The sequence below is a fragment of the Megasphaera hominis genome (assembly GCF_014269395.1).
Classification (GTDB): Bacteria; Bacillota; Negativicutes; order Veillonellales; family Megasphaeraceae; genus Megasphaera; species Megasphaera hominis.
This window is the reverse complement of record NZ_JACOGK010000026.1, coordinates 1-13,685: the sequence shown is the minus strand read 5'-3', so window position 1 is coordinate 13,685 and position 13,685 is coordinate 1. Positions and strand designations below refer to the sequence as shown.

At 51.0% G+C, this 13,685-nt stretch carries 15 protein-coding genes; 11 read left to right on the top strand and 4 right to left on the bottom strand.

Going from position 1 to position 13,685, the window contains the following annotated elements:
• The first annotated feature begins 159 nt into the window (after window positions 1-159).
• The 9 genes from ilvD (at window position 160) to H8J70_RS08980 (ending at window position 8,795) form a co-directional block, all read left to right on the top strand.
• Window positions 160-1,830 carry a dihydroxy-acid dehydratase gene (ilvD, locus tag H8J70_RS09020; protein WP_186503715.1) on the top strand — a complete coding sequence of 557 codons (1,671 nt, stop codon included), beginning with the start codon at window positions 160-162 and terminating at the stop codon, window positions 1,828-1,830.
• Window positions 1,831-1,853: 23 nt separating this feature from the next.
• Window positions 1,854-2,054, top strand: coding sequence for a 4Fe-4S dicluster domain-containing protein (locus H8J70_RS09015; protein WP_288201665.1), 201 nt, complete (start codon window positions 1,854-1,856; stop codon window positions 2,052-2,054).
• Window positions 2,055-2,056: 2 nt separating this feature from the next.
• The gene (locus tag H8J70_RS09010; protein ID WP_186503714.1) at window positions 2,057-3,202 is read left to right on the top strand and encodes a 2-oxoacid:acceptor oxidoreductase subunit alpha; all 1,146 of its coding nucleotides are present in this window, start codon (window positions 2,057-2,059) and stop codon (window positions 3,200-3,202) included.
• The gene (locus H8J70_RS09005; protein WP_186503713.1) at window positions 3,199-4,011 is read left to right on the top strand and encodes a thiamine pyrophosphate-dependent enzyme; all 813 of its coding nucleotides are present in this window, start codon (window positions 3,199-3,201) and stop codon (window positions 4,009-4,011) included. Before H8J70_RS09010 ends, H8J70_RS09005 begins: the two co-directional genes overlap by 4 nt.
• 13 nt (window positions 4,012-4,024) lie before the next feature.
• Window positions 4,025-4,585 (top strand): 2-oxoacid:acceptor oxidoreductase family protein, encoded by a 561-nt coding sequence (locus tag H8J70_RS09000; RefSeq protein WP_186503711.1) that lies wholly within the window; start codon window positions 4,025-4,027, stop codon window positions 4,583-4,585.
• A gap of 78 nt (window positions 4,586-4,663) precedes the next feature.
• Window positions 4,664-5,863 carry a CaiB/BaiF CoA transferase family protein gene (locus H8J70_RS08995; RefSeq protein ID WP_186503709.1) on the top strand — a complete coding sequence of 400 codons (1,200 nt, stop codon included), beginning with the start codon at window positions 4,664-4,666 and terminating at the stop codon, window positions 5,861-5,863.
• Window positions 5,864-5,892: 29 nt separating this feature from the next.
• Entirely contained in the window at window positions 5,893-7,104 is a 1,212-nt protein-coding gene (locus tag H8J70_RS08990) for a pyridoxal phosphate-dependent aminotransferase (RefSeq protein WP_186503707.1), read from the top strand.
• Window positions 7,105-7,116: 12 nt separating this feature from the next.
• The gene (locus H8J70_RS08985) at window positions 7,117-7,872 is read left to right on the top strand and encodes an aspartate dehydrogenase domain-containing protein (protein WP_186503705.1); all 756 of its coding nucleotides are present in this window, start codon (window positions 7,117-7,119) and stop codon (window positions 7,870-7,872) included.
• Between the two features lie 14 nt (window positions 7,873-7,886).
• Entirely contained in the window at window positions 7,887-8,795 is a 909-nt protein-coding gene (locus tag H8J70_RS08980) for a hydroxyacid dehydrogenase (RefSeq protein WP_186503703.1), read from the top strand.
• Window positions 8,796-8,866: 71 nt separating this feature from the next.
• Here the strand turns inward: H8J70_RS08980 and H8J70_RS08975 are convergent, their stop codons facing one another.
• On the bottom strand, window positions 8,867-9,811 hold the full coding sequence (locus H8J70_RS08975; protein ID WP_186503701.1) for a hydroxyacid dehydrogenase: 945 nt from the start codon (window positions 9,809-9,811) through the stop codon (window positions 8,867-8,869).
• A 37-nt stretch (window positions 9,812-9,848) separates the two neighbouring features.
• On the bottom strand, window positions 9,849-10,838 hold the full coding sequence (locus tag H8J70_RS08970) for a beta/alpha barrel domain-containing protein (RefSeq protein WP_186503699.1): 990 nt from the start codon (window positions 10,836-10,838) through the stop codon (window positions 9,849-9,851).
• Window positions 10,839-11,040: 202 nt separating this feature from the next.
• Here H8J70_RS08970 and H8J70_RS08965 point away from each other — a divergent pair, with 202 nt between their 5' ends.
• Window positions 11,041-12,003 carry a LysR family transcriptional regulator gene (locus H8J70_RS08965; RefSeq protein WP_186503697.1) on the top strand — a complete coding sequence of 321 codons (963 nt, stop codon included), beginning with the start codon at window positions 11,041-11,043 and terminating at the stop codon, window positions 12,001-12,003.
• A gap of 77 nt (window positions 12,004-12,080) precedes the next feature.
• Here the strand turns inward: H8J70_RS08965 and H8J70_RS08960 are convergent, their stop codons facing one another.
• The gene (locus H8J70_RS08960; protein WP_186503695.1) at window positions 12,081-13,055 is read right to left on the bottom strand and encodes an AEC family transporter; all 975 of its coding nucleotides are present in this window, start codon (window positions 13,053-13,055) and stop codon (window positions 12,081-12,083) included.
• Between the two features lie 187 nt (window positions 13,056-13,242).
• Between H8J70_RS08960 and H8J70_RS08955 the strand changes: the two genes are divergently transcribed.
• Entirely contained in the window at window positions 13,243-13,500 is a 258-nt protein-coding gene (locus H8J70_RS08955) for a LysR family transcriptional regulator (protein WP_186503693.1), read from the top strand.
• A 76-nt stretch (window positions 13,501-13,576) separates the two neighbouring features.
• Here H8J70_RS08955 and H8J70_RS12880 read toward each other — a convergent pair whose 3' ends face one another.
• Window positions 13,577-13,681 (bottom strand): IS3 family transposase, encoded by a 105-nt coding sequence (locus H8J70_RS12880; protein ID WP_425489114.1) that lies wholly within the window; start codon window positions 13,679-13,681, stop codon window positions 13,577-13,579.
• Window positions 13,682-13,685 lie beyond the last annotated feature (4 nt).

Here is a 13,685-nt window from a genome sequence, read left to right as displayed (position 1 = left end):
ATTTCCGCGTAACCATACCATGGTTATCGGTAACGGCAAAGTAAATATTCCGAAATACGATTAAAAATATAGAAAATATTCGTTTTACGACTTATGAAAATGGTAGTACAGTATAGACATAGAAACAAAGTCAATACTACCTATGAGGAGGAATAGAAGATGGGAAAACGAGGAAATCCGCAAGATATGACAGAAGCCTATTACATTGGTCTCATGAGTGCGTCAGGGTATCGCAAAAAGGACATGGCTAAACCGGTGATCGGTATTGTCAATTCCTACAACGATGCCAATCCGGGTCATAAGCCCTTCCGGGAAATTGCCCAGTACGTCAAAGAAGGTATCTGGGCAGCCGGTGGTACGCCTGTTGAATTCGGTGTCATCGGACCGTGCGATGGTATGGCCCAGGGCGAAGGCATGCACCACATTTTGCCGTCCCGTGATTTGATCGCCGCTTCGACAGAAGCTATGGCCTCGGCGCATGGCTTTGACGGCCTGGTGTTCCTGGGCTCGTGTGACAAGATTATTCCGGGCATGCTCATGGCAGCGGCCCACCTTGACCTGCCGGCTCTCTTCCTGACAGCCGGAGCGATGCTTCCTTATCATGAATGCGGCACGACCTATTGCACGAGTGATTTGAAGGAAGCCATTGGCAAACGGCGTAAGGGCGATATTACAGAAGAAACCTTTGACCGCTGGCGGACAAAGATGTGTGCTTCTGCCGGTACGTGCTCCATGTACGGCACAGCCAATACGATGGGCTGCTTCCTCGAAGCCGTCGGCGTAGCACCCTTTGGCTCGACGACGATGCTCTTCTGCGACAGCGAAAAGATCCGTCAGTCCCGTGATACAGGCGAACGCATTGTAGAACTGGTCAACGAAGGCAAACACTTCTCTGATTTCTTCAATCGTAAATCCATGGCAAACGGTATCAAATACATTTCCGCAACGGGCGGCTCGACCAATGCCATTTTGCACAGCCTGGCCATTGCCACTGTCATGGGCCTCGATTTCACACTGGAAGACTTTGCAGCCTTACAGGCCAAAGTACCGGTAGTAGGGAAATTTAAGCCCTCTGCCCAGCCAAATATCAACACGTATCATCAGGCTGGCGGCGTTCCGGCTGTCCTTTCTACGATTCGCAATTATCTCGATTTGTCCGTACCCCTTTCCTTTGGCGGTACCTTAGGTGAATTCCTGGAACATGCTGATATTCAGATTGACCGCTCCATCATTCACGACGTAACGGATCCGCTTTATCCCCATGGCTGCTTCGGTGTCCTGAAAGGAAACCTGGCACCGCTCGGTGCCGTCGTCAAGAAGAGCGGCGTCGATCCCAAGATGTACCACCATACCGGTCCGGCCGTAGTCTTTGATTCGGAAGAAGAAGTACGGGATTACCTGCTGACGCAGAAGGTCGAACCGGGTTCGGTCCTGGTCATCCGCTACGAAGGCCCTAAGGGCGGCCCGGGTATGCGTGAGCTCTCTATTCCGGCAGCCATGCTGGTCGGCATGGGACTCCATACGTCTGTAGCCATGATCACCGACGGTCGCTTCTCCGGTGCTACACGGGGACCCTGTGTAGGCCATATTACACCGGAAGCCTGGGATGGCGGTCCCCTGGCTCTCGTAAAGACCGGCGACATTATCGAAATCGATCTCGATGCCAATACGATCAACGTCAAACTGACGGACGAAGAACTGGAAGCTCGCAAGAAAGACGTAAAGAGACCGGACCATAAAGCGACGGGTATGCTCAACGCGTACCGCCATGGTGTATCCGGTGCCGAAAAAGGTGCCGTATGGTTGTATCGCAAGGATTTTGAAGACTGAGTAGTGTATGGGAGGTATCTATCGTGTCAAAATTTGCAGTAGCGATCAATAAAGCATGGTGTAAAAACTGTGGTATTTGCAAGGGATTTTGCCCGAAGGATGTATTTGGAATTACCATAAAAAAAGAAATTTTCGTCAAACCGGAACATGAATGTATCGGCTGCCGGATGTGTACCCTGCGCTGCCCTGATTTCGCAGTAACGGTGACGGAGAAAGGGGAATAATCATGGCAAATACGAGAAAACTGATTCAAGGGAACAAGGCCTGCACCATGGGGGCCATTAAAGCAGGCGCACGTTTTTGTGCCAGCTATCCGATTACACCGGCTTCTGAAATCGGTGAATATCTGTCCGAGGATTTACCTAAGGTCGGCGGCAAGTTCATTCAGATGGAAGATGAAATCGCCAGCATGGGCGCCGTTATTGGTGCCTCCGTCATGGGCGTGAAGGCCATTACGGCAACGAGTGGCGCCGGCTTCGACTTAAAGCAGGAAAACATCGCCTATGCAGCCATGACAGAAATTCCTGTCGTCATCGTCGACGTACAGCGCAGCGGCCCGAGCACCGGCGGTGCTACGGTTTGTGCCCAAGGCGACCTGATGCAAGTAAAATATGGCCGTTCCGGCGATTGCCCCATGATCGTTCTCTATCCGAATTCCGTAAAAGAAATTTACAAAACGACCATCCGTGCTTTTAATCTCGCAGAAAAATATATGTCCCCGGTCATCCTCCTGATGGATGAAACCATTGGCCATATGCGGGAAAATATTGATCTCAGCGAATATGAAAACGTAGAAATCATCAACCGTAAGCTGCCGGACGTACCGCCGGAAGAATATAAGCCCTATGAACCGGACGCAGAAGGCATTGTCCACCTCATGCCCTTTGGTAATAAAGAAGGCTATCGCTACGTTATCCAAGGCATGCATCACGGTGCCGATGGCATGCCTAACCTGTCGCCGGCAACGCTGCAGTGCTCTTTAGACCGTATTAATGGCAAATTGGATCGCCATAAGGAAGATATTTGGGAATGGGAAGCTGTCGATCTCGATGACGCAGACATCGTAGTCGTAGCTGTCGGCTGTGTATCGCGTTCGGCTACGGAAGCCGTTCATGCCATGCGCAAACAGGGCATCAAAGCAGGCCTGTTCCGGCCCATTACCTTATGGCCCTTCCCGGATGAACCGCTCATGAAAGCGACGGAACATGCGAAGGCCGTTATCGTACCGGAAATGAATATGGGGCAGCTCGTACATAAAGTCAAAGAATATACCCGGGATTGTACACAGGTCATTCCCCTTAATGTCTATGATGGGACGGTTATTATGCCAGAACAGATTGAAAAGGTGATTAAGGAGGTCAGTGAAAAATGAGTGTACATGATTATATCAAAGAAAGTGCGTTCCCACTGTTTACGTGCCCGGGCTGTACCGATGGCGTTGTCTTAAATGCCTTCTTACGGGCCTATGAAAAACTGGGCTATGATAGAAGCAACACGGTTCTCTGCTGTGCCATTGGCTGTGCCGGCCGTACGCCGACGCTGCTCGACTTCAACGTATTGCGTGTTACGCATGGCCGGGCTATTGCCTTTGCAACGGGCGTCAAGCTGGCCAAACCGGACACGAAGGTCATCGTCTTCATGGGCGATGGCGACTCCCTGGCCATTGGCGGTAACCATTTCATCCATGCCTGCCGCCGCAACCTCGATATTACGGCCATTACCTTCCGCAATGAAATTTATGGCATGACCGGCGGCCAGTACGCACCGACGACACCGGCCGGCGGTATTGCTACGACGTCGCCGTACGGCATGATCGAACCGAGCTTTGATGGCTGCAAGCTGGCCATCGGCTCCGGTGCAACGTATGTTGCCCGCGGTGATGTGTACAACGTCAATAACCTGGAAAAAGTCATTAAAGGTGCCATGGAACACAAGGGCTTTTCTTTCGTAGAAGTCCTCACGACGTGCCCGACCCAATTTGGCCGCCGCAATAAGATGGCCGATCCTGTCAAGATGATCAACCGCATCAAAGACATGACCGTACCGATTGAAAAGGCGAAGACCATGAGCGAAGATGAATTGGCAGGCAAATTCCCGACTGGCGTATTCCTTGATAAAGAAGGCATCGATTTGAATACGCGGTACGAAGAACTGCTGGCCCGCGTTCAGGAACAGGCATAAGGGGGAAAAGCAGATGGAACAAGATCGGATTGAAATGCGCTTTTGCGGCTTCGGCGGTCAAGGCGTCGTATTAGGCAGTGTCATTTATGCGACAGCATTAGCGAAAGAAGGGTACAATGTCGTCCAGTCACAGGTATACGGCATTGAAGCCCGCGGTGGTGCTTCCAGCGGGGAAGCCATGTACAGTGATAAACCGATTCATCATCTTCATGTAACGCAGCCGGATATCTTGCTGGCTATGTCGCAGAAAGCGCTGGATAAGTTTATCGATACGGTAAAACCCGGCGGCATCGTCCTTTGCGATTCCTTCTACATTGACCAGTTCCCTAAACGGACGGATGTCAAGGTATATAAGGCTCCCCTTACGGAAATTGCCATTACGCAGCTGGGCAAGGAATTGTTTGCCAATGCGCTGGCCATGGGCTTTATCAATGGTATCGTCAAGAATGTAAGCCAGGAACATTTAATAGAAGCACTGCTTGAATCCATTGGCAATAAGGCTGTTGAGCAGAACCGGAAGGCCGTAGAGCTTGGTTATGAAACAGGGCTGAAGGTATTAAAAGAACAGAACTAAACGTGTCATAGATGGATACAATAAGCTGCAGTGCCATACGCCTGCAGCTTATTCTTTTCATAGGGAAGGAGAAGTAACATGGATGCACAAAAGGGAGCTTTAGCAGGCATCCGGGTCCTCGATTTGACCCGCGTGCTGGCCGGTCCGTATAGTACGATGATCTTATCGGATATGGGCGCTGAAGTAATAAAAATTGAACAACCGGAAAAAGGCGACGATACGCGTCATTTGGGACCCTTCGTTCACGGTGAAAGCTTATACTATATGACGAATAACCGCAATAAGTATGGCGTCACCCTGAATTTGAAGGCCCCGGAAGGAAAAGAAATCTTTAAGGAACTGGTGAAAAAATCCGATTTGGTCATAGAAAACTACCGGCCGGGGACGATGGAAAAATTAGGCCTCGGATATGATATACTAAAGGAAGTAAATCCCCGCATTATTTATGGTTCCATTTCCGGTTTTGGCCACAGCGGCCGCTATGAACAACGGCCGGGCTACGATATTATCGCCCAGGCCATGAGCGGCCTCATGAGTACGACAGGCTGGCCGGATTCGGGCCCGACCCGTACGGGTACACCCCTGGGTGATGTCCTTTCGGGATTGTGGCTGACCATCGGCGTCTTAGGCGCTTTGCAGGCCCGAAATCACACGGGCCGCGGCCAGAAGGTAGATATTGCCTTGGTCGATGCTGCCGTTTCTGCCATGGGCAACATCAACATGATCTACTTTGGCGAACACCGCCTGCCCCAGCGCATTGGCAACCGCTATGAATCTATGTATCCTTACGATTCTTTTGTCTGTGCCGATGGGGAATGCGTCATTGGTGCCGGTAACAATAAGCTGTGGAAGCTGTTTTGCGGCATTATGAAGCATCCCGAACTGGCAGACGACCCGGAATATGCAGATACGCAGAAGCGCATTGAAAATCACGTAGCCATCAAGAACATTATTGAAGCATGGTCTGCCCGGTATACAGTAGCTGAAGTCGTACAGCAATGCCTCGATGGCGGTGTACCGGCGGCACCCATCTACGATATTGAACAGGTGTATCACGATCCGCACATTGCCGGAGACCGTCAGATGTTTATCGAACAGGAGCATCCTCAGGCAGGGAAGATTACCGTCACGGGTTCGCCCTTGAAGCTTTCGGATACGCCGGTTCAATTTAAGACGCCTGCGCCGTCTTTGGGCCAGTATAATGAAAAAGTGTATGAAGAATTGTTGGGATTACGGAAAGATGAAATCGAGGCGTTGAAAGAAAAAAAGGTGTTATGAGTTAATTTGTAGGAAATGAGCTGATCAGAATGGACGAATTGGAAAAACGGTTTTCTCTTTTGGGTGTAGAACATGCACCGGGCCAGGAAGTCAATTTGCAGGCCAAAGCTCTGGATTTGCAGGGCCCGGCACTGGCCGGCCGCAAGGTAGATTTTTCGCATGGTGATGTCGATGCGTTTCCGCCACCGCCGGCCAGTAAGGAGGCCTTTTTGCAGGGCTTTGCTGAAGGCGCTGCGCAGGCGTATACGGAATATAGCGGGAAAAAGGCGATTCGTGAACAGCTGGCCGCCGATTTGGCCGCCTTTATGGGTGCGCCCGTTGACGGCGATAAAGGCCTGATCCTGACGGCAGGCACGCAGGGCGCCCTCTTCCTGGCGGTCAATTCCCTCTTGCCCTACGGCGGGGATATAGCGATTGTGACGCCGGATTATTTTGCTAACCACAAGCTGGCCGCCTTCTTAGGTGCGACGATCCACGCGGTACCCTTGCAGTATATGGACGATGAAAACCGGGCCGGCCTGGACCTGCAGCGCTTGGAAGAGGTCTTTGCCGCGGGCGTGCAGGTCTTCCTCTTTTCCAATCCGAATAATCCGACAGGTGCTGTCTATAGTGCTGCAGAAGTACAGGCTATTGGCAAACTGGCAAAAAAATACAAGGTCGCCGTCATTGTAGACGAATTGTATTCGCGCCAAATCTATGAAGGCCGGACCTTTACCCATCTTTGTGCCCAGGCAGAACGGCCGGACACGCTGGTGACGATAATCGGGCCGTCGAAGACGGAATCCATGAGCGGCTTCCGCCTGGGCTGTGCCTTCGGTACGCCGGCCATTATCGAACGGATGGAAAAGCTACAGGCCATTATGACCCTCCGGGCAGCCGGCTATTGCCAGCCCCTGTTCCGCGTCTGGTTCCACGAAGGGCCTGACTTTATTCCTCAGCGCGTAGCAGCCCATCAGGAAATCCGCGATGCCTTATTAGACTTATTCCGTAAGGAAGAAGGGGTCACTGTCCGCTCTACCAATGCGGGCAGTTATCTGTTCCCGACCCTGCCGGAGCTGACTGTACCCATTGCGGACTTTACATCTATCGTCAAGGAGCTGGCCCAGGTTATCGTTACGCCGGGCACGGAATTTGGCCCGGAATGGACCCATTCTATCCGCCTCAATTTCTCGCAGGATAAAGAAGCGGCCATTGCTGCGGTGAAACGCTTGCTGGTCATCATGAACCGCTATAGAAAATAAAGGAGGCAGACTATGAAACGAATCGGTTTTTTGGGCTGTGGCAAAATCGGCCAGGCCCTCTTGAAACATATAAAAGAACTGGACGGTGTCGACGTGGCCTTTGTCCAAGACCCGGTCTATACCAAAGCGGCAGGGGATACCTTTCCTGTCGTCACTAAGGGGGATAAGGACCTCTACGCCACGGCCGACCTGATCATCGAATGTGCCAACGCCAGCGTCCTCAAGGAATGGGGCGTGACCATGCTGCAGGCGACAGATGTCCTGACCTTTTCCGTCACGGCGTTTAGTGATCCGTCCTTCTGGGACACGATGGTGCAGTGCAAACAAACGTCGGGCCATCACCTGTATATTCCCCACGGCGCCATCCTGGGCCTGGACGGCATCTTCGACGGCCGCGCTATGTGGACGGCCATAAAGATCGTGACCACCAAGAGCCCGAAAAGCCTGGGCCGGACCGATACAGAACGGACCGTCCTGTATGATGGGCCTACGCGTAAAGCCTGCGAGCTTTTTCCGCGTAACGTCAACGTCCATGCCTCCGTCGCCCTGGCAGGAATCGGCTTTGACCGGACCGAATCGGTCATCATCGTCGACCCGGCTGTAGAAACGAATGCCCATCATATCTATTTGGACAGCGATTCGACACACATGGAACTGATCATTTCCAGCGTCGCCAAGGGTGCCGTCAGCGGTGCTTATACGCCCCAGTCGGCCTGCGGCAGCCTGGACCGCGTTTTGCAGCATACGCGGGATGTCTTGTTTGTCTAAGCGAGGGACCTGCAGTGAAAACCTATATTTTAGATCCCATCGCCCCGGAAGCACTGGCCTATGCCCGGCGCTATTTGGACGTCGTCACGTGGGACGATGACGCGTGCCGCCACCCGGCTGATGCGGAAGCGCTCATGGTGCGGACCCATCCGGTCACGCGGGAGATGATCGATGCCATGCCGCGCTTACGGGTCATTGCCAGACACGGTACAGGCCTCGATGCCATCGATACGGCCTATGCCAAAGAAAAACATATTTTAGTGCAGAATACACCCTTAGCCAATGTGGAATCTGTCGTCGAGCAGGTCATCGGCCTGATCCTCGACTGTGCCCATAAGATTACAGCATCCCATTTGGCAGGCATTCACGGCCTGAAGCAGAAAATGCCGGAATTCCTCTGCGGCTGTGAAATTACAGGCAAGAAATTGGGCCTCATCGGCGTAGGCCACATTGGCAGCCGCGTAGGCCGGCGCTTGCAGGCAGGCTTCAATATGGACGTTACGGCCTGGTCGCCTCATCTGACCGACGACGCATGCCGTGAACTGGGCTTCCACAGAGCCGCCGGGCCGGAAGAAATCTATCAAACCTGTGACGTCATTTCCGTATCCGTCCCCCTGACCGAGGCGACGCGCCACATGATCGGTGCCAAAGAGCTGCGCCTCTTCAAGCCGGGCAGCATCCTCATCAACACGTCGCGCGGCGGCATCGTCGATGAAGACGCCCTGTGCCAGGCCCTGCAGGAAAACGAACTCTTCGGCGCCGGCTTTGACACCTTTTTGCAGGAACCCTTGCCGGCCGACCACGTCCTCTTCACGTGCTTCAACTTCGTAGCGACGCCCCACAATGCAGCCAATACGAAGGAAGCCATGATCCGCATGGGCACGCAGGCCGTAGATATTATCAGAAACGTAGAGAAAGAGTAATAGAAAGAGGTACCCATCGTAGTGGATGAGTACCTCTTTTTTTGCGCGTGTATAGTGGCTGGGAGTGTTCGTTATTTGATGCGGGCGCCTAGGTCGGTCAGAGTCGGTTCGCCTTTTTCCAGACGGAGAATTTCGTCGACAGCGCCGGTACCCATACGGGTCAGCGCTTCACGTGTGTTGGCACCGTTGTGCGGCGTGCCGACAAAGTTGAAGCAAGAGAAGAGACGGTCATGGGCTGGCAGGGGTTCGGCGACGAAGGCGTCAAATCCGGCGCCCCAGATTTTCTTTTCCTGTAAGGCCTGATAGAGGGCATCTTCGTTTACAATGCCGCCGCGGGACGTATTGATCAGGATGGCCGTATCTTTCATGAGAGAGAATTCTTCTGTATTGATCAAATCGCGCGTATCTTTGGTTAGCGGCACGGAAATGGAAATGACGTCGCACTCTGTCAAAATATCCTTTAAATTCTTTACATAGTGGAAGCCCATGTCTTCACATGCCTTCTGTGTGACGAAGGGGTCATAAGCATAGACATCCATATCAAACCCCTGTTTCAAGTGGGAACCAACGAGGTAACCAATGTGGCCGATGCCGACGAGACCGAGTTTTTTGCCGGTAATTTCGTACCCCTTCAGGTACATAGGCTGGTTCCGCTCCAGGCCTTTTTCATTGTCTATATGGGCCTGTGTAATCTTGCGGGAGCAATCGAGAATCAAGGCGACGGCCTGTTCGGCAACGGAGTTGGAATTGGCCCGCGGCGTATTCGTAACCAAGATGCCTTTGCTCTTGGCATAGGGGATATCGATGTTATCTGTGCCGACACCGTGTTTGGCAATGATCTTTAAGTTGGGCATGGCATCGATTTGTGCCTTATCCATTTTATACGTACGTACGATACAGGCTTCTGCATTGGCAACCTGCGTAATGGCAGCATCCTGCCAGGTCACAACCTGCAGCCGTTCCCGGGCATACGCCAGCGCATCATCAGAAATAGGGTCAAAAATATAGGTTTTCACAAAGCGTCATCCTTTCCATTTCAATAGTAGCTGTCTCTTACAGTGTCGCAGCGACCGTTTCCATTAATTCACGGCTCGGATTCTTACGGTTTTTATCTGATACGTCAACGATCAGCTTATAGAGATCGACATTCTTTTCTGCAGCTACTTCTTTAAAGGTATTGACGAAGCTCGAGTGACAGCCGGAGTAGCCCAGGATAAGGTCGAGCGGTTTGACCGGTGTGTGATAGCCTTCTTTTTCCATAGCCGGAATGAGCCGGTCGTCGAGGAAGTGCAGGAGCTTGTAGAAGTCGTATTCCTGGCACTGGCCTAAACGGCGGAAGAGGGCTAACGCGCCTTCGGTTGTAATGTTGCCGGCACTACGGGCCATGCCCATGAGACCACAATCGATGAAATCAGCACCGGCCTTCGCAGCAGCTTGGGCGTTTGCCATGGCCAGGCCTAAATTGCTGTGGCCGTGGAAGCCGACGGGAATGGAAACGGCAGCTTTTACTTTTTGCGTATATTCGGCAGCTTGTTCCGGGAACATGTAGCCTGCGGAGTCCATGATGGTAATGGCCTGAACGCCGGCTTCTTCGAGCAGGGCGGCTTCGGCAGCCAATTCATCCGGTGTCAGGACATAGGCCTTCATGAGGCTGTATTTTGCTTCGAGACCGGCAGCACGAACCATTTTAACGGCATCTATAGCCGTTTTTCCGTCGCCGGCATTGGCCCCGACGCGCAGGAAGGAAAGGCCTTTCTTAGCAGCGTATTGAATCAGGTCAGCATCAGCGTTTTTGGCGGACTGGAACATGCCCAAGTGAGCCTGTTTTATATAAGGCTGAATGGCTTCTAAATATTCTTCATCAGTAACAGGTGATACTTTGCCACCGTGCTGCATACTGCCCAGGCCGGTACAGTGTCCTAATTCAATCGTTGTAATCTGGCTGGCAATGAGGCCTTCTATCATCAATTTCGTTAAGTCAACGGAAAAACCGGCACCGACAACATTAGCACCATCGCGAAGTGTACAATCCATAATTTTCATGATAATTCCTCCCAGGTATAAATAAGTGTGTTGTGAATAGTGAGTTTATGTGATGCTTTATTTCGATACGTATCTTACGTTGACATCATAACCCAATTTGAATTAGAATAAAAACAAATAATAATTTGATAAATTAGTTGATATATGAATAATTCAATTTACGCAAGAAAGATATGTAAAAAAGTGTGCGGAGGAATGACTTATGGAAAAAGATCTGTTAGAGACGTTTGTTATGCTGGCAGGCGTCAATAATATCAGTAAAACGGCGCAGGCCTTATATATATCACAGGCCGCTGTCAGTCACCGCCTGAAAAAATTGGAAGAATCGGTTGGTGCAGAATTAGTATTGCGCAGTAAAGGCGCTAAGCAAACGCAGCTGACGGCAGCAGGACGCCAGTTCTTGCCTTTAGCCCAGAATTGGCTGGATATCGATAGGGAAGTGGAAAATTTCCAACACCGGCCACAGACGCTGGAATTGACTATCGGTACGGTCAACAGCGTCAATAACTATCTTTTCAGCGAATTTTACAACCTCCTCAAGAATGACCCTTTGGATTGGCGTCTCCACATTAGGACCCTGCATTCGGCCGATATTTATGAACAAGTGCGTCTCAACGTCCTGGACATAGGCTTTCCCTTGCGGGAACAGCATATACCCAACGTGCGTGTTCGCAATATCCACTCGGAAACACTCATGGTCGTGAGCCGTCATAAAATCAATGATAAAACGGTACTCATGCCGTCGGACTTGGACGGAGAAAAGCAAATTTATATTAATTGGGGCAGTGACTATGTATATTGGCATAGCCTGTATTTCCCGTCCTACGTAGTGCCTAAATTTTCCGTCGACACGGCAAAAATTGCCCTCGACCTCCTCGACGATGAAACGTGGTTTTTTGCGCCGTACAGCATCTGTTTGGAGCTGCGGAAAAAGGAAAACTGCTGGATTTCCGGCCTGGGCGTACAGACCTCGGCGCGCAATCTTTTTATGGTTACGGATAAACAAACAGAACGGACGAAACGGCGGGAAATCGTTCTCTTTAAATGGCGGATTTTGCACTATATTCGGAAAAAGGAACGGGATTTTGTCAGCCTCTTGAAGCAATATCATATGGACAATCAGACAGAGTATGTCTTTGAAAAGGATATCAACCAGCTTCGCTAAGGGCTGGGAAAACATAAAAACAGCGGTACAAAAATGAAACTTCATTTTTGTACCGCTGTTGACGTAATGCGTGCAGATTATACGAATAGCAAATGCCCGACAAAGATGACGATTGTCATAGATATGGCACTGAGGGCGGTCGTGTTCATGACGACCTGTGTGGCGTAGTCCGGATTATTATCGAATTCCAAGGCGTACATGGCCGTGTTGACGGCGGTCGGGATGGAGCAGTAAATGAGGAAGACGATGGCGCCGACGGCTGTGAAGGTGCCCGGGACGAGGGCGTTGGCGCCGTAGATCATGGCCAGGCCGACGAGGGGGAGAATGAAGAATTTGAGGAAGCTGACGATCCAGACTTCTTTATCAAACCAGTTGATCTTCGTTTGCGAGAGCTGGACGCCAATGGTAAACATGGCGACAGGCGTAATGGCTTTGGCCGCCATTTCCATGATGGGCCAGAAGTAAAAGGCTTTGGCATCGAGGGAAAAGGTGCGGCACAGGACGGCGGCAACGAAGACGTAGATGATGGGCATCTGGAAGATGACCTTGATCGTATCGCGGGCAGAGAGGCGGCCCCGGCCGGCCTGGTAGAGGCCCAGCGTGTTGAGGCCAACGCTCTGAATGACGAAGATGATGATCTGGATGACCATGGCTTCGGCCAAATAAGGCGTTTGCCCGTTGACGACGAAGGGTTCATGGGAAAAGACGAGGATGATGAGGGCTACGCCCAGGTTGCCCGTGTTGTTGAACATGAGGGCGTTACGACAGGATTCCGTCATGCCTGCGTCGTAGTGACGCCATTTGCTGATGATATTGGCTATGGTAAAACAAATAATCATGAAAATGGCAATACAGGCAATGATGTTGATGCTGTTGGATGGGAAGCTGGTCGTGTAAATGTTGGTGAAAATGAAGCTGGGGACGACGAGGTAGAATAAGAACTTAGATAATGTCGTGACGGTAATGTGAAAGCGTCTGTCTACAAGGTACCCGATGAGAACGAGTGTGAAAAGGGGCAGCATTGTATGTTCGAGAATAAATAGGAAAACCATAGTATGACCTCGATTCTTTAGAGATATCCTACCATGTATCATACGGGATTATGGGGGACTTGTAAAATAGCAAGTTTTGCACAAACATATTCTATGATAGAATAGGTTTGTAAAAGAATGGCTTGTATTAAAACATTTATTTATTTAGAGAATAATACGTGCCATATAACAGGAGGAGGTCTTGTTTGTGTACAACAGTACGGATATCGGTATTTTTATTATGGTCGCCAGGACGCTCAATATTTCCCAGGCGGCACAGCGCCTGAATATTTCCCAGTCGACGGTGAGCAAGCGCCTGAAGGAGCTGGAAGAAAGCCTCCATTTGACGCTGGTCGAACGGGGCCAGGGCATGAAAGCGTTGCGCCTGACTATGGCAGGAGAAAATTTCCTCAGCATTGCCAATGAGATGCAGCGCCTTTGGGAACAGGCCCAGCACATGGAATGAACCGCTCCCCGTCAAGTAGACAGAGCAAAAAATAAAACATGTACTTATTACTGCCACCGATATCCGGTGGCAGTTTTTATGCTGCCACGTAATAGTTATTGTGCTTTTCCATCGGGGTTACTACACCCAGTTTTCTCTGTAAACGCTTAGTATTGTAATAGCCAATGTAATCTTCAATCATTGCA

What these genes read in the sequence shown, in the direction of transcription:
- ilvD (WP_186503715.1), top strand. Translation starts at nt 160, where the DNA reads ATGGGAAAACGAGGAAATCCGCAAGATATGACAGAAGCCTATTACATT.
- H8J70_RS09010 (WP_186503714.1), top strand. Translation starts at nt 2,057, where the DNA reads ATGGCAAATACGAGAAAACTGATTCAAGGGAACAAGGCCTGCACCATG.
- H8J70_RS09005 (WP_186503713.1), top strand. Translation starts at nt 3,199, where the DNA reads ATGAGTGTACATGATTATATCAAAGAAAGTGCGTTCCCACTGTTTACG.
- H8J70_RS09000 (WP_186503711.1), top strand. Translation starts at nt 4,025, where the DNA reads ATGGAACAAGATCGGATTGAAATGCGCTTTTGCGGCTTCGGCGGTCAA.
- H8J70_RS08995 (WP_186503709.1), top strand. Translation starts at nt 4,664, where the DNA reads ATGGATGCACAAAAGGGAGCTTTAGCAGGCATCCGGGTCCTCGATTTG.
- H8J70_RS08990 (WP_186503707.1), top strand. Translation starts at nt 5,893, where the DNA reads ATGGACGAATTGGAAAAACGGTTTTCTCTTTTGGGTGTAGAACATGCA.
- H8J70_RS08985 (WP_186503705.1), top strand. Translation starts at nt 7,117, where the DNA reads ATGAAACGAATCGGTTTTTTGGGCTGTGGCAAAATCGGCCAGGCCCTC.
- H8J70_RS08970 (WP_186503699.1), bottom strand. Translation starts at nt 10,838, where the DNA reads ATGAAAATTATGGATTGTACACTTCGCGATGGTGCTAATGTTGTCGGT.
- H8J70_RS08965 (WP_186503697.1), top strand. Translation starts at nt 11,041, where the DNA reads ATGGAAAAAGATCTGTTAGAGACGTTTGTTATGCTGGCAGGCGTCAAT.
- H8J70_RS08960 (WP_186503695.1), bottom strand. Translation starts at nt 13,055, where the DNA reads ATGGTTTTCCTATTTATTCTCGAACATACAATGCTGCCCCTTTTCACA.
- H8J70_RS12880 (WP_425489114.1), bottom strand. Translation starts at nt 13,681, where the DNA reads ATGATTGAAGATTACATTGGCTATTACAATACTAAGCGTTTACAGAGA.